Source organism: Rhodopirellula sp. J20-39, assembly GCF_057365095.1.
On sequence record NZ_CP195123.1, the window covers coordinates 6,729,550 to 6,753,423 of the forward strand.

The window sequence follows — 23,874 nt, forward strand, 5'->3', positions numbered from 1 at the left end:
AATGCCCCAATCGCCTGACGCCCCCACTAGTATCGACGGCACCACCGGCCCACTTCCCGATGGGCGAATCGCGGTCATCGCCAGCCGCTACAACGAATCCATTTGCGATTCGATGTTGGATGCTGCGATCCAAAGCCTGACCGATGCTGGCGTGGCGAAACACAACCAATGGGTCATCCGCGTTCCCGGAGCATGGGAACTGTGCATGGCGGTTGAGCAAGCCTTCCAGCACTCCAACGTCTTGGCCGCGGTCACGCTGGGGTGTGTGATTCGAGGCGAAACGACGCACGATGAACACATCAATCGCGCCGTCAGCGACTCGCTTATGCGTCAATCGATCGCCAGCGGCCGCCCCGTAGGGTTTGGCTTACTGACGTGCAACACGCTGGAACAAGCAATCCAGCGTAGCGGTGGGACCGTTGGCAACAAGGGACATGAGGCCACCGACGCAGTCCTCGAAATGCTCCGCCTTGCGGCGAAGCTGCGATAGAGGCGAAGCTGCGGGAATCACAAAGCCAGCGTAGCAGGCGAAACAGCGACAAAGACCGTCAATCGATGCTACGCGTCTCGCGACAACAACGCGTACTTCTTCTTGCCACGGCGGAGCACCACGACGCTTCGCCCAGCGAAATCATCGCCTTGGATTCGCAATTGCTCGTCGCTGACTCGAACGTTGTTCAGATAGACGCTGCCTTCCTTGACGCTCCGGCGAGCCTCGCCACCGCTCTTGCATAAGCCAGCCGCTTGCAGCGCCTCGACGATCCACAACCCGTCGCCGGACAACTGATCGGCAGCGACTTCACTGCTAGGAACATCCGCAAAGATCTCTCGCAGATGAGAATCGGGCGTATCACCCAGTTCGCCACCAAACAAAATCTTCGTTGCCCGCTGCGCTGACTCGATTCCGGCTTGGCCGTGCACCAATTCCGTCATCCACTCCGCTAAACGTTTCTGTGCCGAACGCTGACCAGGCGAATTTGCGGTCAATTCCGCCAATTCGTCGTACTCTGCCTTCTCAATTTCGGTCAGGTAAGCAATGCAACGCATCACGTCATCATCGGCGACGTTGATCCAATACTGGTAAAACGCGTAAGGACTCGTCCGCTCTGGATCTAGCCAAATCGCACCACGCTCGGTCTTCCCCATCTTGCGGCCATCGCTGGTCGTCAACAGAGGTGCCGTGAACCCAAATAGCTGCTTACCCAACATCCGCCGGCCCAAATCGATACCAGCGGTGATGTTGCCCCACTGGTCACTGCCGCCACCTTGAATCAGGCAACCATGCTCCCGTGCCAGATGCACGAAGTCGTAGGCCTGCAACAACATGTAGCTGAACTCGGTGTAACTCAGCCCCGCTTCGCTATTAAGCCGACTGCGAATGGATTCCTTCCCCATCATGCCACCGACCGGGAAGTTCTTACCAACGTCGCGAAGAAACTCCAGATACGAGTAGTTCTTCATCCAGTCAAAGTTGTTCAGCAACAAGGCACCGTTGCCGCCAGTGAACCCATCTTCGCCCTCGAAATCGAGAAAGCTCCGCATTTGAGCAGCGATTCCGGCGACATTCTCTTCCAATTGCTCCGCCGTCTGAAGATTACGCTCCTCACTCTTGCCGCTTGGATCACCGATCATGCCGGTCGCACCGCCTACCAAAGCGATCGGGCGATGACCCGCGCGTTGGAATCGGCGCAGCATCATCAACTGCATCAACCCGCCCACATGCAAACTCGAAGCGGTTGGGTCGAAACCGATATAAATGGTCTGACATCCCGACGCGAGACTTTTTGCCAAGCTCTCTTCATCGGTCGTTTGGTGCAACAGGCCTCGCCAACGGAGTTCGTCGAGGAAGTTTTCGGTGGATTCGCTTTGAGTCATCGCAGTTGCTTCGGATCGGAATAAATTTGCTGCAAAGCCTCCGCCATGCGGAGATCTTCGGGGTAAGTAATTTTGAGGTTATCGGCGGCACCGCTGACCAACGCGACCGCGTGGCCAAGACGCTCGATCGCCTGAGCATCGTCAGTCACGGGCCGACCTCGATGCCGGGCATAAGCCTGACGCATCCAGTCCAAACGGAAAACCTGGGGTGTCTGCGCTTCCCACATGCCCTCGCGACTGACTGTCTGGCAACCCTGATCATCGGCTCGTTCGCGTTTTAGCGTCGCCGTCACCCGGTGAGCCAGGATTGCAGCACCGGTCTGAGCCACTTTGTTGAAAACAGCGGTCAAGTCAGCATCGCGAACCAACGGTCGAGCGGCGTCATGAACGGCGACGAATTTCAGGTCCGTCCCCAACGCCTTATCGACGGCTTCTACATCAGAGGAGCCATTAGCCAAGCCAAAACCAGAATCGTGAACAGCGAGATCAGCGACAGCGTGCTCCAAGGCCGCTTGCACCGTATCACTCCGCTCAGCCCCACCCAACACGAATTGAACTCGATCGGGTTGCGACAGAAATCGTGTTTCTTCGACAAAACGGTCTCGATCGCCTGCCGAAACGGCGACCAGCACCACCGCGACCTCTGGCCGATCGCTCAACCGCTGAACACAGTAGGTCCAAAGCGGCTTATCACCCAGACGGGCAAACAACTTGTTGGCCTGATCACCAAATCGGGCGCCATGACCGGCGGCAGGCACAATCACGACCACGCTGCGATCGGGAAGCGATGAGCGGACGTTATTGACAGGCATATCCACGAAGCTCATCCCCACAAAACCGGACAAATGAGTCGCCGATAGACGGCTGAGAACCCTATTCGACCAGCCATGCATCAATGCAGAACCGCCAGTCCAAAGCTTGCGGTGATTTTTCCCAACCGGGGCCGGGTCACATGCAACTTCAGCTGACGGTCATTTTAACCGGCAAACGCTCAGTCCGATCACGAGAGATCGGCCAAGACCTTCAAACCGAGCTCGAATTAGGCAGCTTGAGCGATTTTCTTGATCGCGCCATTCAAACGGCTCTTCGTGCGTGAAGCAGCGTTCTTGTGGATCACGTTCCGAGCGGCGGCTTGGTCAAGCTTGCGGCAAGCCATTTTGAATTCGTTCTTGGCCGTTTCAGCGTCATTGGCTTCCACGGCGGCTCGGACACGCTTTACGGCTGCACGCATGGTGCTACGAGTCGCACGGTTACGCAGACGGCGGACGTCGTTTTGACGAAGACGTTTGATCGAGCTAGGGGTATTAGGCATTGTGGTAGGCGGCGATCGATTCGGATCGTCGGAATTCAGGGTAACGAGATTTTCGAAGCGGCGTAGTATGACGACCGGACCGGTGACTGTCCATATCTGTCGAAAACTTCCATAATCATATTGTCTCTCGTCATATTAATCGCCATTTGATCGTATTTCGTGCCTAACTCCTCAAAACCGCTACCTTCCCCCCCTGACCAATCCAAAGGATTTGTTGCATTGGTTGGGGCCGGTCCCGGCCATCCAGACCTTTTGACCCTTCGCGGTCAAGACTGGCTTTCGCGGTGTGATGTGGTGCTCTACGACGGACTTTCGAACGCAAAAATGCTTGCCCACGCTCCGCAAGCAGAGGCTATTTGCGTGGGCAAGCATGGCCAAAGCCGTATCTGGACCCAACCTGAAATCATCCAGGAAACACTTCGGCACGCCCAAATGGGTCGCTGCGTCGTTCGGCTCAAGGGCGGTGACCCAGCCGTTTTCGCCCGCACGAGCGAAGAGGTCGATGCTCTCGTCGCGGCCAACATCGACTTCGAAATCGTCCCTGGCATCACCGCCGCTCTTGCCGCCGGATCTTACGCCGGGATCCCCATCACCCACCGCGGCATCGCTTCCGCCGTCGCATTGGTCACCGGCCACGAACAACCCGGCAAGGTGAAATCGGATCTCGATTGGCCCGCGCTGGCCGCGTTCCCAGGAACACTGGTGATTTACATGGGTGTGACAACGGTCGAAACCTGGACCAACGCCCTGCTCGAAGCTGGCAAAGCCCCTGACACACCCTGCGCGATCGTGCGACGGTGCAGCCTACCCGACCAACAACAAATTCACTGCCGACTGGACGAAATCGTCAGTCATCTGACCCCAGCCAGTCGATTTCGTCCGCCTGTGATCACGATCGTGGGCGAGGTCACCAAGCTAGCAGAGAACATGGACTGGTTTACCAAACGTCCGCTGCACGGACAAAGAATCTTGGTCACGCGTCCCGCCCAACAGGCCGACGAACTCGCTCGACCGCTAGAAGAGTTGGGTGCTTCGACGATCACTCAAAGCATGATCGAGATCCTGCCTCCGGACGACTGGACGCAAATCGACGCCTTCATCGATGAACTCGGTTCGACTGACATCCTGTTCTTCGCCAGTTCCAACGCAATTCAGCATTTCATGCAGCGACTCTTTCACCGCGGCTTCGACACCAGGAAATTGGGCAGCACGAAAATCGCCGTAGTCGGAAGCGCGACCGCATCGAAGCTAGCCGAATTCCATCTGAACGCGGATATCATCCCCGCTGAATTCAACGCCAAGTCACTCCTGCAAAAACTGCAGGAAACGGAAAGCCTGTCCGCCGACCTATCCGTTCGGATTGTCCGTGCCAATCGTGGCAGCGACGATCTCTACAATGGCCTAGCGGCCAATAACGTCGATGTACGGCAAGCCGCCGCCTATCAAAATGTCGACGTTCGCCAAATCGATGATGCGGTCGGCGAAGAACTGCAAAACGGCGAAATTAACTGGGTCACCGTAACAAGCAGCGCGACAGCCAAGAATTTGCATCACTTGTTTGGCTCCCGATTGTCACAAACCCGCTTAGCCGCGATCAGCCCGATCACCGCGGGCGTCCTAGAAGACTTGGGCTACCAGGTCGATGCCGTTGCCCAAACCTACACGATGCAGGGATTGATCGAAGCTATTGTCGCCGCAACCCGTCACTAGAAAGCGAGCGTTCTCTTAACAGCGAGATACCCAACGAAACAAGCTAATTCGTCCATGCCGGCGGGCATCACTCGCCTTCAAACGTCCTCCCATCTCCCCTGCTTACCGCATCCTTTCCCACCAGTTTGATTTCATTAAGGCGCGCCCAAATGACTGCTCCACAGGACAAGATCCCCGGCACTTACCAGAAGATGCACGAAGACTTTCCGGATTTTATGCAGGCCTACGAAGCGATGGGCCAAGCCACGCGGGAAGCCGGCCCCCTGAACGATCGCGAAGTCGCAATGATTAAACTCGCGATCTCGATCGGAGCCGGTTTACAAGGCGGTGCCCACTCACATTGCCGCAAAGCACTGCAAGCAGGATGCACCCCCGAAGAACTGCGTCATGTTGCGATTCTGGCAGCTCCCACGATTGGCTTCCCCACGATGATGCGAGCGAAAAGCTGGGTCGAAGATGTTTTGAAACAGTAAGCTCGCTCATCAAACCCATTCGAAGTCCGATCGCTTGGCACATTCTTGACGTTGTAACGCCACAACGTCTTAGACGTTGGCCAAAGCTCTCATTGCAACGAAAAAAGGCGATACCGCATCGGTACCGCCTTTCATGATTCGTTTCCTAAGCATGCAAACATGCCCAGAACGATTTCTGACCGAATAGCAACTGGGGCTACTTCAATTCACCAGCCTTAGTGATTTTAATCAGCTGGCGGGTGCGACCGCTGCCGCTGCCGTTGGCTTCGATCTTCTTCACAACATCCATGCCTTCGAGCACTCGACCGAACACCACGTGACGTCCGTTCAAGTGAGGTGTCGGAACGGTCGTGATAAAGAACTGCGAACCGTTGGTGTTCGGGCCCGAGTTCGCCATGCTCAACAAACCTGGACTACTGTGGGTGAAGGTGAAGTTTTCGTCGGGGAACTTCATACCGTAAATGCTTTCGCCGCCGGTACCGTTACCAGCGGTGAAGTCACCACCCTGCAACATGAATTGAGGGATCACACGGTGAAAAGCGCTGCCTTCGTACTTCAAAGGCACGCCAAGCTTGCCGTCACCTTTTTCGCCCGTGCACAGAGCACGAAAGTTTTCGGCCGTTTTAGGGACATCCTTGCCGAACAGCCCCATCACAATCCGTCCGGCAGGTTCCTTGCCGATCGAGACGTCAAAATAAACTTTGTTGGTCACTTCAGCGCCCGCTGGATCCGCAGCAGAGGCGGCTCGCGGTGCAAGGCTGGCAAGCAGGGCGACAAACGTGAACAGGAAAGTGCGATAGACCATCAGTTGACTGAACTCCGAAAGGACTGGGGAAACACAAGCAGCCCGCACTGGCGGACATTTCTCGGGTCGTTAAGCGGACCATTTAAGCAGAATCCATTGCCTAGCTCCAACCCAACTGGGCCAATTACACAGTTTGGGCGAAATACAAAATCATGCAGACCTCAAACCGCTTAGGCACGGACAACCGCCAGGGCCAGGCTCATTTCCTTCATGCCCGGCCTTAACCCTCGCGTGGCTAACCACCACACGACGTCCCATGTACGATCCAAAACGCAATTTGGATCAACCACGATTGGCCGCCATTTCATGGTTTCGAACGCGGCTGCAAAATCCCTCTCTAAAATCCCTCTCTATCCCATTCTGGAAAACCCGCCCTGTTGAACTTTTCGTCCACTACGATCGAATACACCCAACGAACGCTCACGCGTTGCCGCCTGCCCGTTTCCCACCGCTCCCCATTTTCTTGAATCCATGTCTTCGATCGTTCCCACCGCCGACACTGATTTGAGCCACCAAAGTGAGCCGTTCCGGCGAATCGCAACCGAGATCGGCCATGTTTTGGTCGGTCAACAACAACTCGTGCACCGGATGCTGATCGGATTGCTAACTGGGGGTCACCTGCTTATCGAAGGCGTCCCGGGGCTCGCAAAAACGACCGCAGTAGCCAGTCTGGCGAAATCAATTCAAACGAATTTCCAGCGACTTCAGTTTACTCCCGACCTGCTTCCGGCCGACTTGATCGGCACCCAGGTCTATCGTCCTCAAGATCAAACCTTTGTCGTTCAAAAAGGTCCAATCTTTTCGAACCTGATCCTCGCCGATGAAATCAACCGAGCACCGGCGAAAGTGCAAAGCGCCCTGCTCGAAGCGATGCAGGAACGCCAGGTCACGATCGGCGGCGAAACCTTCCCGCTGGAAGAGCCGTTCCTGGTAATGGCAACTCAAAACCCGGTCGAACAAGAGGGCACCTACGCACTGCCTGAAGCCCAAACGGATCGATTCTTGCTAAAGGTGATTGTCGATTACCCGGACCGCGAAGAAGAACTGCAGATTTTGAGGCGGATGAGCAAGACAGCACCCAAGTTCGAGGTTAGCGCCGTCACCTCACCTGAAGAGATCATGCGAGCTCGATCGCAAGTCGACAACGTGCACTTGGATCCCAAAATCGAGGGTTACATCGTCGACCTCGTGATGGCGACTCGCCGTCCGGCCGCTTACGGTTTGAATTTGGATGGATTGATTCAATTCGGTGCCTCGCCACGCGCTTCGATCAATCTTGCCCTCGCGGCAAAGGCCAACGCGTTCCTGCAAGGCCGCGGGTTCGTGCTTCCCGAAGACGTCCAAGAACTCGCCCTGGACGTAATGCGGCACCGGGTCGCGATCACCTACGAAGCCGAAGCGGAAGAACGCACCAGCGAATCCATCATTGGTGAAATTTTGCAGGGCGTCGCGGTTCCATGATTTTCCGGCAAACTCATCCTGAGCCGCCAACCGAAGACCGCACACCGACCGAAATCCTCAAACGGATTCGCAAGATCCAATTGCGAACATCCCATCGTGTGGACGAACTGTTGGTCGGCAGCTGGCATTCGGCATTCAAGGGCCGAGGCATCGAGTTCGAGGAAGTCCGTCCTTACCAAGTGGGTGATGATGTTCGGGCGATCGACTGGAATGTGACTGCACGCGCTAACGCTCCCTTCGTCAAACTCTTTCGCGAAGAGCGAGAATTGGCGGTGATGATGCTCGTTGATGTCTCTCGTTCGATCGACTTCGGCACTCAACATCAATCCAAACGCGACTTGGCAATCGAAGTTGCCGCCACGTTGGCCATGTCAGCGATCAAGAACAATGATCGTGTCGGATTAACGATGTTCACTGACCAGATCGAAAAGCACGTTCCACCTCGCAAGGGCTCCCGACACGTCCTGCGTTTGATCCGCGAACTGCTTTACCACTCTCCACAGGGCACCCGCACCGATCCGGTCGCATTGCTCGATCACGTCAACCACACCAACCATCGGCGTAGCGTTATCTTCTGGCTTGGCGATTTTTTGATCGATGATCCCGATCGTCGAGTCGAAAAGGCCATGCGTGTCTTCGGCCGAAAACACGATGTTGTCCCGGTCGTCTTGCTGGACGAAAGAGAACAGACGATGCCGAACGTCGGACTCGTACGTCTTCACGATTCCGAAACCGGTCGTGAAACCACAATCGACACATCCAGCCGTCGCGTTCGTCGCCATTTCGAGCAACTCGCGGCAAACCGTGCGGAACAGCGAGACAAGCTTTTTGCCCGATTGAAATGGAAACCCTTGGTCGTCAACACCGGCCAAGACATCTCCAAACCGCTGCACCGTTATTTTGATCAACGATGACCCTGCGCACACTCCTATTCGTGTTCGCGTTGCTAACGAGCACGTTGACGACCTTGCCTCCGCTGCTGGCCCAGCCCGTTGCCGACTACAATTCGGTCAACAACACGGTGCGCTCGAGTGCATCGCAAAGCAGCATCCAGATCGCCGAACCGTTCACGATTCGAGTCGAAGCGATCGTGAAAGCCGGCAGCGTCGTTGATTTCCCGACCGACGCAACTGAACCTGCCGCCCCGTCAACATCCAGCGTCAACCAGCTCGGGGTATTTGATATTTTATCCGTCCAAACCGCTCCTGATCTCCCTTCAGACAACGCGGATTCGACCATGCGGATTTGGACTCAAACGATCCGCCTTGAAACTCTGCAAACTGGCCAACATACAATCCCCGCGATTGCAGTCACGATTCGCAAAGGCGATATTTCGCAAAAGCTGACCACCGAACCGATTGAGATTGAAGTTCGATCGGTGCTCCAAGCCGACGATGAATCTCTTCGCACGATCGCTGACCGCATCGAGCCGGATACCGATTCCCAATCGTCATCGTCAAACTCACCTTGGCCATGGCTTGTCTTTGCCGGAATTGCCGGCTTGATCACAGCGACGCTTGCTGGATGTTGGTACCGCCGACGCAACACGCCACTGCGATGGTGCCGAACCGAACTGGCGAAACTGAATGACAATACGAATCAGACACCACCGCTCGAACAGGTTGCGGTCATCAGAGAAGTGTTGCGAACAAGCGTTTCCATCGATCGTGGATTGTTCACTCAATCACCGTCCACGCGACAATTGCTAGATGCTTGCCGATCGATTTCAGACCGCTTGAACTTTGACCATTGCGAACAAGTCTTGAAATACGGCGACCAGTCCAAGTTCGCCGCGACACACTCTGCACCAGCCACCCTGGATGGCCAAATCCAAGCCGCGATTGCAGAGACCCAAAAGCTGCTGGATCACCTCGGAGGCAGCCACCGGTAAGATGCCTGAATTCTACTCTCCCTATTTCCTGTGGTTGCTGCTCGTCATCCCGATCCTGGCGTGGCGTCGATTTTCGCGTGGCAGTGACAAATCAATCGCCTTCAGCAGCCTCGACTTTGGTGGCATGTTGCCGCGAACGTTCCGGCAACGACTGATGTGGCTGCCCGATGCGTTGATGTTGCTGACCCTCGCAATCCTGATCATTGCCCTTGCTCGTCCCCGCGATGGTCGTGAACGCACGGTCTCGCAAAGCGAAGGCATCGCGATTGAATTGGTGGTCGATCGCAGCAGCAGTATGCAGGCGATGGACTTCAAAATCGATGGCCAGCGAGTGGACCGACTGGCCGCGATTAAAAACGTAGTTGGCAAGTTTGTTCTAGGCGACGAGTTTTCAGACGACACCGCTTTGGCGGGACGCTTCAACGATCTTGTCGGGCTCGCCACCTTCGCTGGGTATGCCGATGCAGTGACGCCTCCGACGCTCGACCACGGTTTCTTGATCGGCAACCTTAACGAAGTCCGCATGGCCGAACATCGTGACGAGGACGGTACGGCGATCGGTGACGCGATTGCATTGGCAACCGAGAAGCTGAATGCACTGGACGCTCGACAGGACAAAAAGATCAAAAGCAAAATCATCATTTTGCTTACTGACGGCGAAAGCAATGCCGGCACGCTTGAACCGCTTGAAGCGGCGGAACTCGCGGCCAAACTGAAGATCAAGGTCTACACCATCGGTGTTGGCACGCGAGGCGAAGCCCCCGTCCCGGTGATCGATCCGTTCAGCGGGCGGCAAGTGTTCCGGTCTATGCAAGTCAACATCGACGAAGAAACACTTCAAAAGATCTCCGATGTCACTGATGCGAAGTCTTTCCGAGCCACCGACACCGATTCGCTGGAAGCGATCTACGAAGCGATTGACGAACTTGAAAAGACCGAAGTCGAGTCGCAACAATATGTTGACTATCGCGAATTGGCGGTGCAGCAACATGCTGGTTTTCCGCCTTTGCTATGGATCGCGTTACTACTTCTGACAACCCGGGTATTAGTGCAAAAACTTTGGCTAAGGGAGTTGGCATAGTGAACTTCCCAACGGACATTCAAATCGGTAACCGTGCCGCATTGAGCTGGCTAATCGCCGCGTTGGTCGTCTTAGCCGCCATGATGATCGCGGGCTACCTACGCCGAGTCGCCAGGAAACGGTTCGCAACCGCGGATCGACTCGACGCAGTCTTTTCGCACCGAGTGACCTCAACCTGGAAGTCCATCATCACTAGCGGACTCATCGTTACTACGGTTGTACTATTAACCCTAGGCCTGATGGATTTCCGGTGGGGCAAGACTCAACGCGAAGTGCCTCAAAAGGGCATCGAGGTGATGTTCCTGCTCGATGTGTCACGCAGCATGCTCGCCCAGGACGCGACTCCGAATCGACTGGAGCGTGCCAAACAAATGATCCGCGACATGGTCGCGTCGATGGCGGGCGATCGAGTCGGTTTGATTGCATTCGCCGGCGAAACCCGCCAGATCATTCCGCTCACGAATCACTACGAAGACTTCAGCCAAACGCTTGCTGACGCGGGTCCCGACTCGGTTCGCCGAGGCGGCTCGAAACTGGGCGACGCGATCGCCGTCGGTGGGGACAGCTTCCTCAGTAAGACGACCTCGCACCGCGTCATGATTGTCCTAACCGATGGTGAAGACCAAGAAAGCGAACCCGTCAAACTCGCCAAACGACTCCATGACGAAGAAGGCATTCGCATCTTCACGATCGGATTGGGTGACATGGAAACGGGAGCCAAAATCCCAGACGCCGAACGTCAGGGCTACGTCCAACATCAAGGCCAACTTGTCTTTTCGAAACTTAACGGCAAAGTGCTTCAAGACGTCGCAACGGCCAGTGACGGAGTCTACATCCCCGCGGGAACCAAACAGGTCGACATGAACGCCGTCTATCAACGTTATATCGCTGATATTGAAAAAGCGGATTTCGACACCGTGAAGATCGACGCCTACGAGGCCCGATTTCAGTGGTTCGCACTACCGGCATTTCTGTTGCTCGTCTTAGAAGCTTGGTGGACTTCACCCAAACGTACGCGTTCATCGCCGCTATCTAAACGAAAAACCGTAGCCTCTTCTGTTACGATCGTGTTTCTGACGCTTGCGACAAACAACCTCGCCGTCGCTGAAACCTTGCCCACAAGCATCGAAGCTTACAACCAAGGCGTAGCGGACTTCCAAGCTGAAAACCTGGATGGTGCAATTGAGAAATTCCGAAACGCCACGGGGTCTACCGATGAGCGAGTCGCAAGTTCCGCCCGATACAATCTTGGCACTGCCCTGATCGCCAAAGCCCAACAAGCGATCCAGTCCCAGCAAACCGAAAAGGTGGAAGAGGATCTAAATGCGGCGATTGCATCGTTGCGTTCTGCCTTGCGACTTCGTCCTCGCTGGGACAATGCTCGCGCCAACCTAGAACACGCCGTGCGGCTCCTTGCCCAACAACAGAAGCAATCCCAACAAGACCAGCAATCGGAACCAAATCAGGACTCCAACGAGAGCCAAGATCAACAACAATCCGAAGACAGCAAGCAGTCCGAATCCCAGGACTCGCGAGAATCGTCCGATGAAGCTTCAGAGCAATCAGGCGAGCAGGATTCAGCTAACCAACAAGAATCTTCAAAAGAGCAATCCGAACCTCAGCAAGGTGATTCTCAACAGTCCAATCCAGGTGACTCCTCGGACGACCAATCCGGCATGCAGGACGACTCGAATGCATCCCCGTCGCAAAGTGAATCGAATTCCGACGGGGAACCACAGGATGCTGAGAATCCCACGGAGCCCGACGAATCCCAGCAAACCGACGATCCCCAGCAGTCCAGTGGAGAAAGCCAACCCGGTGCGTTGGAAGGAACCGATGGATCCGAATCCGCAGCGATGCCTCAATCGGGTTCCCCCAGTGATCCGGAAGAATCCCAAACTCCAATTACAATGACCCAGGAAGAGGCACAAAAGATGCTGCAAGCGGTACGTGATCGCGACATGATCCGAAGATTTCGTCAGCAACAACAGCGTCGCCTGAGACAAGTCCCTGTCGAACAAGATTGGTAGAGAACGATCCCATGCGAGTCTTCCTTACGGGCGCGACCGGCCTATTGGGCAACAACATCCTGCGTCAACTTTCCGATCTTGGCCACCAAGTTGAATGCCTTGTCCGTCAAGAGCCAGAACCGGGTGTCATCGACGGCACGAACGCGGAACTGCTGCACGGGGATCTGTTCGATCAACCGTTGCTCAACGCTGCGATCGCAAAAGCGGATGCCGTCATTCACTGCGCGGGACTGATCCATATCGGCTGGACGCAGCGTGAAGAATCCATGCGAATCAACCGCGATGGAACGCGTCTGATCGCGGAAGCTTGCTTACAAAACAACCGGAAAATGGTGTACGTGGGCACGGTCAACACACTCGCTATTTCCACCCGCGACACGGTGTCGGACGAAACGACGCCGCTGGACACCGGTGGCGGACAAGTTCCATGCAGCTACGTGGACAGCAAACGGGCCGGAGTCGAAGAGGTTCGCATAGCGGTCAGCAATGGACTGCAAGCCACCATCGTGCATCCAGCTTTTATGCTTGGCCCGTGGGACTGGAAACCCAGCAGCGGACGAATGCTATTAGAGGTTGGACGGGCGTGGCGGCCGCTCGCACCGTCGGGTGGCAACAGCGTTTGCGATTGCCGCGACGTGGCTGCGGCGACCATCGCGGCCATCACCGCTCAGGTTGAAAACGGACGCGAGTACATCCTGGCCGGACACAACCTTCGCTACAAAGAGCTTTGGGACAAGATGACCTCTCGGATGGGGACACGAGGTCCACTGTTCCGAGCGGGTCCGTTGCAACGCTGGATCGGCGGAGCCGCTGGGGATCTATGGACGCACATCACCGGCAAAGAACCCGACTTGAATAGTGCCTCGATCCGCATTTCGAGTCAGACACATTCCTACGACAGTTCACGAGCGATCAACGAATTGGATTACCAAATTCGTCCGCTCGACGAAACGCTGGACGATGCGGCAGCCTGGATCAAGCAACGTCACATGCCGTCTCGCTGATCTTTTGATCGAGCGTCGGCTTGTTCTCGGTTTGGCGTTCGGCTGGCCGTCATGTTCGGCCTAGTGTTAGCTTTTCGAGGACTTCGGTTTGCAGAAGTTCTCGACCACGCCGACACCTTGTAGACCGTTGCGACGAAGCGAAATTGCAAGCGTTTCCACTTCAAGAGCTTTCGTATTCTGCATATCACGGACAACCAAAGCGGTGTCGCACAGCGATGCCGAGTGCACTTCCGATGCACCACAATCCACGACAACTAAGTCAAAACTTGTCTTCAGCTTTACAAGCAACTGTTTCAGTTCATCGGTCTCCATGGCCGGTTCGCCTTCGCGATCAAGCATGGGAATCAAAGTCAAAGAATCGGCTTGTGAGAAGACCGCGATTTCTTCCAGGGGCAATCGGTTTCGCACTGAATCAAGCCAGCAGTGATCCAGTTCGAGGTTCAAGTCCGAGACCAATTTCACACCCGTTGGATCCGCATCTACTAAGGCAACTTTCAGTCCAGAAAACGCAACGCTGAGTGCCATCCCTAGTGCGACTGTCGAACGACCTTCACCGGACTTGGAACTGGTTACCGCGATGGAATGCAGTCCTTTGTCTTTTGCCGCGGCTAAGCGCCCAGCCAATTGCTCCGCAATCGAACCGGCTAAGAAAAGTTCGTCCACAGTAGGCGGCACAATGAACTCATCCACTTGCCAAGTGGCCACAAACGGCTCGAGCACAGCGTTTTGGGCTGTCGCGGTGGTCGGCGTTACCTCAGTAGCTGGCTTGGTTTCGACTGCTGCTTCTTCAGCAACCGGCGTTTCATCAGCAACGGCTACTTGTTCAGTGGCGGTTGCTTCAGACGTTTCGGGAGTCACTTCCGCAGCGGCCGCTACTTCTTTGGCGGGCGGGATGACAATCGATGGAGCAACACTGGATTCCAAAACGAGACTGTCATGCACGGTCAGTGGCGTGTCATCGACAAAGTAGTCTTCGATATTTTTGGGCGACGACGGAATCACAATGGGTTCCGCAATCGGCTTGGCGACTTGTGCGATCGGACGCTCACTCGGTGCAGGCTTCAAGACTTCCGCGTGCGATGGCTCGATAGCACGAGACGCTTCCACTTGGCGGGCTGGTTCGATTCGCTGTACCGATTCCGGTTTGTGATTCGTTTCGACTTCACGAGCAGGCGTTGCCACTTTAGCTGACTCGGTCGACGTTTCGGGTTCAATCGACCACGCCACCGATTCGTTGGCCTGGGCTTCCTCACGTGCCTTTGCTTCCTGAGCGTCTCGTCGACGCACTCGCATAATATGTTCTTTGGCTCGGTCCAAACGATCCGCGACTGCCTGACTGGCATTGAACGGTCGGACTGGGGCAACCGGTTTGGCTTGCGGCAAGGTGGGCGTCGACGCCGCGTTAACCGATTCCATCATCACGTTGATTGGATCGGCAAACAACGCTTCCAACGAAGACGGTGCAGGCGTTTGATGTGGATTCGGCTCCGAGCTTGGTGCCGCAACTGAAGCGGGCTTATCGCCGGATGGCTCGTTTGACTCGAAATGTTGCTTCGGCAAGTTCGTTGATTCGTGGCCGTCATCGAGACGGTAACGAACGGCTTCACCGGATTCCGATGACTCGGACTGTTTGTGAATCGGTTCCAACCATAACGAACTGGATTGCACAATCGAATCATCTAACGACAGGTCGCCGGATTCCAATTGATTCAGTTCGGACCGCTGTCGTGACGCTGCGGCGGGACTGAGTTCGGGATGACTCTTGGGTCGAGGGACGACCGCCATCGGAGCCTGGCTTGCTACACGCTTCGCTGGCTGCCTGGTTTCCGGAGCCACCGCTTCCGGTGTCGTGCTCGGCGAGAGCGCGCGGGTGCGTCCAACCGCTTCATCCAAACGCAACAACGCCTCGTCTAACCGACGAGTTGCCAACACACTCGACTGGACTAGATTGTCTTGACCGATTTGGTCCCGCAACGACTTGGTTTTGGTTTGAACGGAATCGTGCATGATAGTGATTCAGACTGGGTTGCGTGGGGATTCATTCTTAGCGGGTTGACGTAGGGTAGGTGCCCTATCGCATGTACGATGGTGGCGGCATCGCCACGCGAGCTTGAGGTGCTGTCTGGGCACCGGGAGGCAATCCTGATCCAGGCATGGAAGCGGTCGAACCCGAACCAGCGGGTACGGTCGATCCAGGCAAACCGAACTGAAAGTCAGGAGCGACTGGCGACGAACTGGTGCGAACCGATGATGCGGCGACCCTGCCTTGGTTATCCATTGGTTGCCCTGCGTTTGGATTGACCGATGTTTGCACGCCGGTCGTTTGCATACCGGGTGTTTGAGTCTGGCTCATGTCGGCGTCCTCGGGCTGGATCGCTGGCAGGAATCGCTTCCAATCTTCGATCCCTTTGGGCGTGCGACTTTGGACCATCCGAGCGCGAGGCTCTGCGGTATTGCTTGGCGGGGCCACTGCTGCGGGGCCAGACTGGTTCGCCGCAGTATTATCCGCTGCGAAAGCAGGCGGTCCGTTGGGCGTTTCGGCTGGCGGTTGAGTCGCAGCCTGGAACGGAGGCGTGGCATCCGGAGCAGATTGATCAAGGCTTGGAGCCGAGTTGGCGACAGGGAAGAACGGTTCGTTCATTGGCGGCACATTCTCCGGCGTGCCATTGTGAGCTTTTCCGGCCATCGGATTTTGTAAGCGGTTCGCTTGGGGACTGACCATCGGGCTTAGCAATGTTGCCGAATGAGCGGGGCTCGGTGCAGTGTGGTCGTGCACCGTTTCAGGCTGCTTGACCATCCCGCCGTTTTGAACGGACGAAAGGTCTTGGCTTGCCGGTGGCTGGTTGTTCTTTGAATCGCTGGTGTCCTTGGTGACATTTCGATCAAAAGCAACCTTAGGCGGGATCGTGATCGGATCATTCCACTTCGGCTTGGGTTGATCGTTTGGTTTACCACTATTCGCACGAGATTGATCTCGGGCAGTCAGCGAGTCGGTGCCCGGCGTGATCGGTTGCGCTGGGGAAGTGGTACCGGACTGCACTTGTTGCAATGCGTCGGTGTTCAGCGTTGCATCCGGTGATTGGCTACGTCGCGGGACGAAGATGGCCAAGCCAGCGAAGATTGCGACGATTACCAGCAAGGCCTTACGCGACGCAAACGTGGACAAAAACGAATCTGACTCCGCCGCACTGCTTTCGGTACGAACCGTTTTAGGCACGGGATGCAGTTTGTCAGCTTTGGCTGGTTTAGCTTCAGCGGTCGATTTGGTATCCGCCTTCAAAGCTTGCTCGAAAAGCGAATCGAGCTGAGGATTCGCAGCTTTGTTGCCCGGAAACTGTTCCGAAGCGGGCGGCACTGGTTCGTTAGCAACCTTTGTAAAGGCTGACGGCGCTTCCGCTTGGTGCTCATCGGCACTCGCTAATGCGTCGATCCCAGCATCCTCAGTGTCGTTTTCGACGACCGGTGGAGGATCCAGGTCGGGTAGACGCAACAAGGTTGGCGGAATCGCATCAGAAGGCTGGCGAGTACGGCCGGATCGATGTTCGGTACGAATGCCCGGTTCAGCGTCGCGATCATCGGACGAATCGGTGGTTTGTTGTGACGCGAGCGCCATCGGTGCATCCCTGCAATTGAAACTAAAACAATCCTATTTCCTGCCGGCACTAGCCTCGACAAAGCAAAGCGAGCACCTTGGGGTTTATTCGGGATAGATAAATCGGGACACCCATCGCAAGACGAAAACCGCAAACAAACCGCCAACATCAGCCGGTCCCCACCACCATTGGGGTGGATCGCTCGTCGGGCCACTTGGCTACTCGCCGAGCACGTGTACGCTTTTGGCATGCCTCTGCACTGCTTAATTAGTTTTGGATCCAACCTCGGCGACCGGGACACGGTTGTCGCCAGCGCCGCGCGCCTGATCAATCAATCAGGTGTTGTCGCCCGGCATACGGCTTCCCCCCCAGACTCACCCCCCGAAACATCTGCAATCGCGGGTCTATCCGACGTTCCCGGGCTTCGCACCAGTCGGCTGTTCGAAACACCGCCCATCGGTGGCCCCGGCGGTCAATCACCGTTTCTCAACTCCGTCGCGGCATTCTGCACCGAAGCGTCCGCTGCGGAAGTCCTGGATGTCCTGCAAAAGACGGAAAATGAGCTTGGTCGTCTGCGGATCGATCGCTGGGGCGCCCGCTCGATCGACCTGGATGTGGTGCTGCACGGTCGCCTACGTGGCACCAGCCCAGCCGGCCGGCGAGGCTTGATTGGTGGTCGTGGCCCCATCGGTTCGGCCCACGCATTGGTGGTCCCGCATCCTCGGTACACGGCTCGCAAGTTCGTGATCGACCCGGCCTGTGATGTCGCTGCGGACTTTTGTGACCCCCGGTTCGGCTGGACGCTGCAGGAACTGGCCGATCACTTGGACGAAGCCGTCCCTTCGATGGCGTTCGCCGGCGGTGACGAGGCGTTGCGAAAATTAATTTGTAAACGACTGCACGATGAGCACGGAATCCAGATCATCGACGCCGAAAAACTCTCCCAAGGCGACCCCGCGACCCTGGCATCCTGGAACCCAATGGAACCTTGGATTTCACCGGTCGTTCCGGCTTGTTTGGAACTGAAAGATCCCAGCTTGCTGCAACCTCATGGAACGCCCGCTGGCGATCCGCCCCGATCCGAGCATGATGCCGGTTCCGAGAACGCGACCGTTCCCGAGCAAGCGTCCAGTTTGCCGCAAGCAAAACGGATGCCTCGACTCATCGCTCGAATTGACCGAATCACAACCGAAACCCGCTGGCCGGCCCCCCATCGTATGTGGCCATCGAGTTGGCAGTGGCCTGAATATCGCTTAGAAGTCGATGACGTTGACTGGGCGGTTGGCGAAATCGCCTCCGGGCTAGACTCAATGAAATGCGACGCTCGTCCCGTAACTGAAGATGGAAATTGGTGGAAATGATGTTGGATATCGTGCTGGGAACCCATAACGCAAAGAAGCTCGTCGAGCTTCAAATGATGTTGCCGACCGAAACGATTCGGTTAACCACGCTCGCTGAAATCGAAAACGCGATCGATGTCGTGGAAGACGGCGAGACGTTTGCTGAAAATGCTGCCAAGAAAGCGATCGAACAAGCGTTGCACCTGGGCCGTTGGGTTTTGGCCGAAGACAGCGGCTTGACCGTCGACGCGTTGAAAGGCGAACCCGGCGTCTATTCCGCTCGATATGCCGGTGAACATGGCGACGACGAAGCCAATAACACCAAAGTCCTGGAACAACTGCAGGGCGTTGCGATGGAAAAACGGGGCGCCCAATTCAATTGCCACCTTTGCCTTTCGGACCCCGAAGGCCAAGTTCGCTTGCGAGCATCGGGGATTTGCCGAGGCCGAATCGCACTGGAACGCAGCGGGAAAGCGGGTTTCGGCTACGACCCATTGTTCATCATCCCCGAATATCACCGAACCTTCGGCGAGTTAGACCTGGCCGTCAAACGGGCCATCAGCCATCGTTCGCGAGGTTTGCGGCGACTGATTCCGCAGTTGCTTTCCCTTGCTTCTCAGATGCCCACGAACGGCACCGGAACCAACAAAGCGTGCTGACGCACCCAAGTATCCACACCATCCCAACTGGTGAACTGACTGCCAAACAACACGAACAGGTATACCGCCACAATCGCGGGTGCGATCAGACCTCGGATCGTCCACCGGGATGCGGTAGGCCAAAATCCACTGGCAAAGCTGCCGCGACGTTGACCTTCGGCTGAACCTGTATCAACTAAACCGGTTTCGGCTAACGATGTCTCATCGACGGCGCCCATTTCGGCAAGCTGTCGAAGCCGCCGCCCTCGCCGAAGTGCCAGCCCCACGGCGATGCGTGCTGGTAACATAAACGCAACAAACGCGAGGCAGGGCAGCCACACGATTTCTTCGGGAGTCGCCTCCACCTTCAATAGGTACAGCGGGATCGGCATCAACACCAGTGCCACCAACAGTGCCGCCGCATAGCTCCACGGAGCAAAGTGGACATCGCGGCGAACGCGCTTAAATTCAAACAACGCCGTTAGCCGATTTTCGGCCGCAAAGTGAGCCTGCAAAGCTGGCAAAACCATCAAGATGTAGCCCAGCACCAAAAAGCACAGCCCGCCCAACAGCCCAGCGGCAGCATGCTTGCCTTCGCGGGTTACCACCATGATGCCCATCGCCGGAATCAACCACACCAACGTGCCAGCGGCTCCTCGCAAGCCAAGCCAGAACAACATGGGCAACCTCATCGACAAGACCGAGTCCCACAATCGTTGTGAAACATCCGACCAAAACGCCGGTCGCCAGATTTGCTTAATCAGACGTATCGGTTCGGGCCAAAGATAGTGCCTTAGCGTCCCACCACGAGCCCAAGCCCACCACAGATACACGGTTGCGAAGATCGCCAACGCAATCGCCAATCCACGCAGTGTTCCCGCCGTGTCCGAGCCCGGCTGAACAACTGTCGCAACGGACTCCCAGTGCGCCAACAAGCGACTGGGCAACATCGCCAGCCCAAGCGTTGCCAACACAACTCCGATCTTTCCGGCACGATCGATCCCCGGGACGCTTGCACGGAAGCTTTCACCCCTGGCCAATCGACCGGCAACCATCAACAGGTAACCCAGCGTGATTAGCTGAAACAAGGGAATCGCCGTCACAAACGCGAGCAGCACCAACAGCCACGCGACCGCCCAAATTCGCCAACAAAATCGTCCAATCCAACGCCACATAGTTCGCCAGGGGAAATGGGCAACAGTTCGTCTGAAAAGCCTATCTTGCCCATTCGTCACAAGCCACGGCATCTTGGCAACCGATTCTGCCAAACACTCAACTTCTGCCGATTAAACGTCGATAATCTCATCGTTGTTCGTCGAGTTTAGCGGTTGGGAGGTAGCCCGGAATTACCTTACAATCGGCGCCACTGACCGACTCACGCTTCTTCATTTTTTTGAAACGCACATGACGCCGAACGTTCACCTTTGCCTCGTCCTTCACAATCACCAACCGATCGGCAACTTCGACGGCGTCTTCGAACAGTCATACCAGGACAGCTATCTGCCGTTCTTGGATGTGTTCGAGCCCTATGAAGCGTTGCAGATCTCGCTGCACACATCGGGCCCATTGATGATGTGGCTTGCCGAACGGCATCCCGAATATCTTGACCGTTTGCGTTTGCTGGTCGAAGCCGGCCGTGTCGAAATCGTCGGTGGCCCACAATACGAACCCATCTTAACGATGCTTCCGGGACGTGACCGCGTTGGTCAAATCCGCACCTACAGCCAATGGATCCAGCGCAACCTGGGCGTGACCCCAGCCGGCATGTGGACTCCCGAGCGAGTTTGGGAATCCAGCCTCACCACGGACGTGGTCGATGCGGGCATGCGTTACACCGTCTTGGACGACTATCACTTCCAAGCCGCCGGGATGAAAGCGGAAGACCTGACCAGCTATTACCTGGTCGAAGATCAAGGACGCTTGCTACGAATCTTCCCCGGCAGCGAAAAACTGCGTTACACAATCCCGTTTCGCCCGGTCGACGAAACCGTTGATTTCCTGCGAGACGTCGCTCACCGTCACCCTGGCGCCGTAATGACCTTTGGCGACGATGGCGAAAAATTCGGCACGTGGCCAGACACGAAACAACACGTCTATGAAGGCGGTTGGTTGCGATCGTTCTTCGACGCGCTGACTGAAAACCAAGACTGGTTGCACACCGTATCGATGGCCGAAGCGATCCGCCGCGTACCCGCAGCTGGCAAAACTTACTTGCCCGATTGCAGCTATCGTGAAATGACCGAATGGGCGCTGCCGGTCGAAGCTCAAGAAACTCTCGAAGACGTCACTCATGCGTTAGAGAAAAGTTCGGAATGGCCACGACTGCAAGAGTTCGTCCGTGGCGGTTTCTGGCGGAACTTCAAAACGAAGTACGAAGAAACCAACGAAATGTATTCGCGAATGATGCATGTCAGTGCTCGCTTAGCCGCTGCCGAAACGGCTGGCCTGGACGCCGGCGTTCTGGCCGAAGTCCGCGACCACTTGTATCGCGGACAGTGCAACTGCCCGTACTGGCACGGCGCTTTCGGTGGCATCTATCTGCCGCACCTGCGTAACGCCATCTTCGAGCACCTGATTCAAGCCGACACGATGCTGCAGGAACTCGAAGGCACGTTGGAAACCGTCACCGCCACGGCCGAAGACTTTGACTTTGACGGTCAACAAGAAATCAAGATGTCCAACGAACATCTCATCGCATGGCTTGATCCAGCTCGCGGCGGCCGATTGTATGAACTGGATATTCGCGGCATCAATCACAACCTGCTAGCCACGCTCCAACGTCGCCCCGAAGCGTACCACCGTAAGGTGCTTGCTGGGCCCGGATGTGGCGACGGTGATGTTGCCAGCATTCACGACCGAGTCGTGTTCAAACAAGAAGACTTGGACCAACGGGTTCAGTACGATCAATTCCCACGTAAGAGCTTGGTCGACCACTTCTTTGACAACGAAGCAACTCTCGAATCGGTCATGTCCGGCGAATCGCTCGAACGCGGTGACTTCGTTGATCTGCCTTTCGAAGCCAAATTGCGACGCGGCGGTGACCGCGTGCAAACTCACATGCGGCGTGATGGCAACGCTTGGGGCATTCCGATCACTTTAACCAAGGCGGTCACGATCGACGCCGAGAGCGACAAGCTTTCGGTTGCCTACCTGCTAGAAAACCTGCCACCGGGCCAACCACTGCACTTCGCAATCGAATGGAACTTCGCCGGCATGCCCTCCGGCGCCGACGATCGCTACTTCAGCGATATCAATGGCAATCGCTTGGGCCAACTGGGCGAATCCGTTGACCTGAATGACACCCATGGCATTTCGCTATCGGATCGCTGGCTGAAGTTGGACGTTGACCTTCGCTGTGATCGCGAAAGCAACATTTGGGCATTCCCGATCCAAACCGTCAGCCAAAGTGAAGCCGGTTTCGAACTCGTGCACCAAAGCGTTTGCGTGATGCCTCACTGGATCATTACCGCCGACGCGGACGGACGATGGGCCGTGCGAATCGAAGTCGCGACGCGTGTCGAAGCCGACTGCGAAATTTCACCAACCCAATCGATCGCAGGTTCGATCGTGTAGTGATTGATTGCGACCACAGTTGACTCGGGGATGAGAAGACCATGATCGCAAACCGTTGAATTCCAAATGTTTCGCTGTTCGATCAATCAGTCGCAAGCGAAAGCCAAGACTTCAACACTTCGTGAATGATGTTCGTGAAAGGCACAATTCAACGTGCCTTTTGTATCTCGATTTCAGTAATCCACCGAAATACTCAGGAAGCCGAGCGTGACAGCAAGACTGCGATTGGTAATGGCGGACCCAGCACCGCCACGACGGCTGCGAACCGGCTCCCGTTTAGACAAATACCGCATCGTTCGCCGATTGGGTGAAGGTGGGTTTGCCGTGGTGTATCAAGCGCACGACACGATCGAAGATCGACCTGTTGCGTTGAAGATTCCGGATGTCTGCAGTGACGAAGGTATCCAGTCACTTGAAGACGTGCATCGTGAAGTCCGTATCATGGCTTCGCTGGCTCATCCCAACGTATTACCACTCAAAGACGCTCGGTTCATCGACGACCAGTTTGTGATGGCGTTTCCGATGGGCGAAGAGAGCCTACACGATCGTCTCAGTCGCCGCCTTGCACGAGCGACCACCATTTCGTACATCCGCCAGATGACCGCTGCGGTCGCCCACGCGCATGAACGTCGCATATTGCACCGCGATCTAAAGCCAGAGAACTTTATCCTGTTCCCGAACAGCCAGATTTGTTTGACTGACTTTGGACTGGCTCGCACGCAACGTCGGGGTCAATTGGTTTCCGCATCGGGAACCGTCGGCTACATCGCTCCTGAACAAGCGATGGGCAAGCCGACCTATCGCAGCGATGTGTTTTCGCTTGGGCTGATCATCTATCGAATGCTATCGGGTGCTTTGCCGGAATACCCATTCGAAGCCCCACTGCCTTCCTACGCGAAGTTACGAAAAGGCCTGAGCCAAGACTTTATCGACTGGGTGCGAAAGTCCATCGATCCCAAACCCCAACGTCGATTCCGCGATGCAATAGCCATGCACAACGCACTGCAACGCATCCGTGTGGTAATCTCGGACAAAAGTCTATCCACACGTTCGGTACGCAAAACGATTCGCCGGGCAGCTTAGGAACA

The 23,874-nt window shown here is 56.0% G+C and carries 20 protein-coding genes; 13 read left to right on the forward strand and 7 right to left on the reverse strand.

Features of this window, described 5'->3' with window-relative positions; translation table 11 throughout:
- The first annotated feature begins 1 nt into the window (after position 1).
- Positions 2 to 490 (forward strand): 6,7-dimethyl-8-ribityllumazine synthase, encoded by a 489-nt coding sequence (gene ribH / locus ACR3ZL_RS24525; RefSeq protein ID WP_473650460.1) that lies wholly within the window; start codon positions 2 to 4, stop codon positions 488 to 490.
- 68 nt (positions 491 to 558) lie between these two features.
- On the opposite strand, the gene tyrS is transcribed toward ribH, so the two are convergent.
- From tyrS to rpsT, 3 genes are all read right to left on the reverse strand, one after another.
- Complete coding sequence (tyrS, locus tag ACR3ZL_RS24530) at positions 559 to 1,875, reverse strand: tyrosine--tRNA ligase (protein WP_473650459.1); 1,317 nt, start codon at positions 1,873 to 1,875, stop codon at positions 559 to 561.
- On the reverse strand, positions 1,872 to 2,687 hold the full coding sequence (locus ACR3ZL_RS24535) for an IspD/TarI family cytidylyltransferase (protein WP_486173610.1): 816 nt from the start codon (positions 2,685 to 2,687) through the stop codon (positions 1,872 to 1,874). The genes tyrS and ACR3ZL_RS24535 overlap by 4 nt, the downstream gene beginning before the upstream one ends.
- 227 nt (positions 2,688 to 2,914) lie before the next feature.
- On the reverse strand, positions 2,915 to 3,187 hold the full coding sequence (gene rpsT, locus ACR3ZL_RS24540) for a 30S ribosomal protein S20 (protein ID WP_473650457.1): 273 nt from the start codon (positions 3,185 to 3,187) through the stop codon (positions 2,915 to 2,917).
- A 159-nt stretch (positions 3,188 to 3,346) separates the two neighbouring features.
- On the opposite strand from rpsT, the gene cobA reads away from it, so the two are divergent.
- Both cobA and ACR3ZL_RS24550 read left to right on the forward strand, forming a co-directional pair.
- A complete protein-coding gene (cobA, locus tag ACR3ZL_RS24545) occupies positions 3,347 to 4,897 on the forward strand; it encodes a uroporphyrinogen-III C-methyltransferase (protein ID WP_473650456.1) in 1,551 nt (516 codons plus the stop codon).
- Positions 4,898 to 5,088: 191 nt separating this feature from the next.
- On the forward strand, positions 5,089 to 5,370 hold the full coding sequence (locus ACR3ZL_RS24550) for a carboxymuconolactone decarboxylase family protein (protein ID WP_473653464.1): 282 nt from the start codon (positions 5,089 to 5,091) through the stop codon (positions 5,368 to 5,370).
- Between the two features lie 196 nt (positions 5,371 to 5,566).
- On the opposite strand, the gene ACR3ZL_RS24555 is transcribed toward ACR3ZL_RS24550, so the two are convergent.
- The gene (locus ACR3ZL_RS24555; protein ID WP_473650455.1) at positions 5,567 to 6,175 is read right to left on the reverse strand and encodes a peptidylprolyl isomerase; all 609 of its coding nucleotides are present in this window, start codon (positions 6,173 to 6,175) and stop codon (positions 5,567 to 5,569) included.
- Positions 6,176 to 6,646: 471 nt separating this feature from the next.
- On the opposite strand from ACR3ZL_RS24555, the gene ACR3ZL_RS24560 reads away from it, so the two are divergent.
- From ACR3ZL_RS24560 to ACR3ZL_RS24585, 6 genes are read left to right on the forward strand one after another with little or no spacing between them, the layout of a single operon-like run.
- The gene (locus tag ACR3ZL_RS24560) at positions 6,647 to 7,636 is read left to right on the forward strand and encodes an AAA family ATPase (protein WP_473650454.1); all 990 of its coding nucleotides are present in this window, start codon (positions 6,647 to 6,649) and stop codon (positions 7,634 to 7,636) included.
- Positions 7,633 to 8,550, forward strand: a complete 918-nt coding sequence (locus ACR3ZL_RS24565; RefSeq protein WP_473650453.1) for a DUF58 domain-containing protein — start codon at positions 7,633 to 7,635, stop codon at positions 8,548 to 8,550. The genes ACR3ZL_RS24560 and ACR3ZL_RS24565 overlap by 4 nt, the downstream gene beginning before the upstream one ends.
- Positions 8,547 to 9,527, forward strand: coding sequence for a BatD family protein (locus ACR3ZL_RS24570; RefSeq protein WP_473650452.1), 981 nt, complete (start codon positions 8,547 to 8,549; stop codon positions 9,525 to 9,527). Before ACR3ZL_RS24565 ends, ACR3ZL_RS24570 begins: the two co-directional genes overlap by 4 nt.
- Before the next feature lies 1 nt (position 9,528).
- On the forward strand, positions 9,529 to 10,608 hold the full coding sequence (locus ACR3ZL_RS24575) for a vWA domain-containing protein (protein WP_473650451.1): 1,080 nt from the start codon (positions 9,529 to 9,531) through the stop codon (positions 10,606 to 10,608).
- Entirely contained in the window at positions 10,608 to 12,638 is a 2,031-nt protein-coding gene (locus ACR3ZL_RS24580; RefSeq protein WP_473650450.1) for a VWA domain-containing protein, read from the forward strand. Before ACR3ZL_RS24575 ends, ACR3ZL_RS24580 begins: the two co-directional genes overlap by 1 nt.
- 11 nt (positions 12,639 to 12,649) lie before the next feature.
- The gene (locus ACR3ZL_RS24585; protein WP_473650449.1) at positions 12,650 to 13,642 is read left to right on the forward strand and encodes an NAD-dependent epimerase/dehydratase family protein; all 993 of its coding nucleotides are present in this window, start codon (positions 12,650 to 12,652) and stop codon (positions 13,640 to 13,642) included.
- A gap of 66 nt (positions 13,643 to 13,708) precedes the next feature.
- Here ACR3ZL_RS24585 and ACR3ZL_RS24590 read toward each other — a convergent pair whose 3' ends face one another.
- Together ACR3ZL_RS24590 and ACR3ZL_RS24595 are read right to left on the reverse strand one after the other, a co-directional pair.
- Positions 13,709 to 15,649, reverse strand: a complete 1,941-nt coding sequence (locus ACR3ZL_RS24590) for a tyrosine-protein kinase family protein (RefSeq protein ID WP_473650448.1) — start codon at positions 15,647 to 15,649, stop codon at positions 13,709 to 13,711.
- Between the two features lie 64 nt (positions 15,650 to 15,713).
- The gene (locus ACR3ZL_RS24595) at positions 15,714 to 17,255 is read right to left on the reverse strand and encodes a hypothetical protein (RefSeq protein ID WP_473650447.1); all 1,542 of its coding nucleotides are present in this window, start codon (positions 17,253 to 17,255) and stop codon (positions 15,714 to 15,716) included.
- A gap of 228 nt (positions 17,256 to 17,483) precedes the next feature.
- Between ACR3ZL_RS24595 and folK the strand changes: the two genes are divergently transcribed.
- Both folK and rdgB read left to right on the forward strand, forming a co-directional pair.
- Positions 17,484 to 18,596 (forward strand): 2-amino-4-hydroxy-6-hydroxymethyldihydropteridine diphosphokinase, encoded by a 1,113-nt coding sequence (gene folK, locus ACR3ZL_RS24600; RefSeq protein ID WP_473650446.1) that lies wholly within the window; start codon positions 17,484 to 17,486, stop codon positions 18,594 to 18,596.
- Entirely contained in the window at positions 18,596 to 19,234 is a 639-nt protein-coding gene (gene rdgB, locus ACR3ZL_RS24605; protein WP_473653463.1) for an RdgB/HAM1 family non-canonical purine NTP pyrophosphatase, read from the forward strand. Before folK ends, rdgB begins: the two co-directional genes overlap by 1 nt.
- Here the strand turns inward: rdgB and ACR3ZL_RS24610 are convergent.
- The gene (locus ACR3ZL_RS24610) at positions 19,192 to 20,388 is read right to left on the reverse strand and encodes a DUF4013 domain-containing protein (protein ID WP_473650445.1); all 1,197 of its coding nucleotides are present in this window, start codon (positions 20,386 to 20,388) and stop codon (positions 19,192 to 19,194) included. The two genes, rdgB and ACR3ZL_RS24610, sit on opposite strands and share 43 nt — an antisense overlap.
- Positions 20,389 to 20,617: 229 nt before the next feature.
- Here ACR3ZL_RS24610 and ACR3ZL_RS24615 point away from each other — a divergent pair, with 229 nt between their 5' ends.
- Both ACR3ZL_RS24615 and ACR3ZL_RS24620 read left to right on the forward strand, forming a co-directional pair.
- Positions 20,618 to 22,786, forward strand: coding sequence for an alpha-amylase/4-alpha-glucanotransferase domain-containing protein (locus tag ACR3ZL_RS24615; protein WP_473650444.1), 2,169 nt, complete (start codon positions 20,618 to 20,620; stop codon positions 22,784 to 22,786).
- Positions 22,787 to 22,993: 207 nt separating this feature from the next.
- Positions 22,994 to 23,869: a serine/threonine-protein kinase gene (locus ACR3ZL_RS24620; protein ID WP_473650443.1), complete on the forward strand. Its 876-nt coding sequence runs from the start codon at positions 22,994 to 22,996 to the stop codon at positions 23,867 to 23,869.
- The last annotated feature ends 5 nt before the right edge of the window (positions 23,870 to 23,874 follow it).

Coding starts and splice junctions, on each gene's coding strand:
- ACR3ZL_RS24565 (WP_473650453.1), top strand. CDS start 7,633: ATGATTTTCCGGCAAACTCATCCTGAGCCGCCAACCGAAGACCGCACA.
- ACR3ZL_RS24585 (WP_473650449.1), top strand. CDS start 12,650: ATGCGAGTCTTCCTTACGGGCGCGACCGGCCTATTGGGCAACAACATC.
- ACR3ZL_RS24575 (WP_473650451.1), top strand. CDS start 9,529: ATGCCTGAATTCTACTCTCCCTATTTCCTGTGGTTGCTGCTCGTCATC.
- ribH (WP_473650460.1), top strand. CDS start 2: ATGCCCCAATCGCCTGACGCCCCCACTAGTATCGACGGCACCACCGGC.
- tyrS (WP_473650459.1), bottom strand. CDS start 1,875: ATGACTCAAAGCGAATCCACCGAAAACTTCCTCGACGAACTCCGTTGG.
- ACR3ZL_RS24610 (WP_473650445.1), bottom strand. CDS start 20,388: ATGTGGCGTTGGATTGGACGATTTTGTTGGCGAATTTGGGCGGTCGCG.
- ACR3ZL_RS24570 (WP_473650452.1), top strand. CDS start 8,547: ATGACCCTGCGCACACTCCTATTCGTGTTCGCGTTGCTAACGAGCACG.
- ACR3ZL_RS24595 (WP_473650447.1), bottom strand. CDS start 17,255: ATGGCGCTCGCGTCACAACAAACCACCGATTCGTCCGATGATCGCGAC.
- ACR3ZL_RS24615 (WP_473650444.1), top strand. CDS start 20,618: ATGACGCCGAACGTTCACCTTTGCCTCGTCCTTCACAATCACCAACCG.
- rpsT (WP_473650457.1), bottom strand. CDS start 3,187: ATGCCTAATACCCCTAGCTCGATCAAACGTCTTCGTCAAAACGACGTC.
- ACR3ZL_RS24550 (WP_473653464.1), top strand. CDS start 5,089: ATGCACGAAGACTTTCCGGATTTTATGCAGGCCTACGAAGCGATGGGC.
- ACR3ZL_RS24560 (WP_473650454.1), top strand. CDS start 6,647: ATGTCTTCGATCGTTCCCACCGCCGACACTGATTTGAGCCACCAAAGT.
- ACR3ZL_RS24535 (WP_486173610.1), bottom strand. CDS start 2,687: ATGCCTGTCAATAACGTCCGCTCATCGCTTCCCGATCGCAGCGTGGTC.
- ACR3ZL_RS24590 (WP_473650448.1), bottom strand. CDS start 15,649: ATGCACGATTCCGTTCAAACCAAAACCAAGTCGTTGCGGGACCAAATC.
- rdgB (WP_473653463.1), top strand. CDS start 18,596: ATGTTGGATATCGTGCTGGGAACCCATAACGCAAAGAAGCTCGTCGAG.
- folK (WP_473650446.1), top strand. CDS start 17,484: ATGCCTCTGCACTGCTTAATTAGTTTTGGATCCAACCTCGGCGACCGG.
- ACR3ZL_RS24555 (WP_473650455.1), bottom strand. CDS start 6,175: ATGGTCTATCGCACTTTCCTGTTCACGTTTGTCGCCCTGCTTGCCAGC.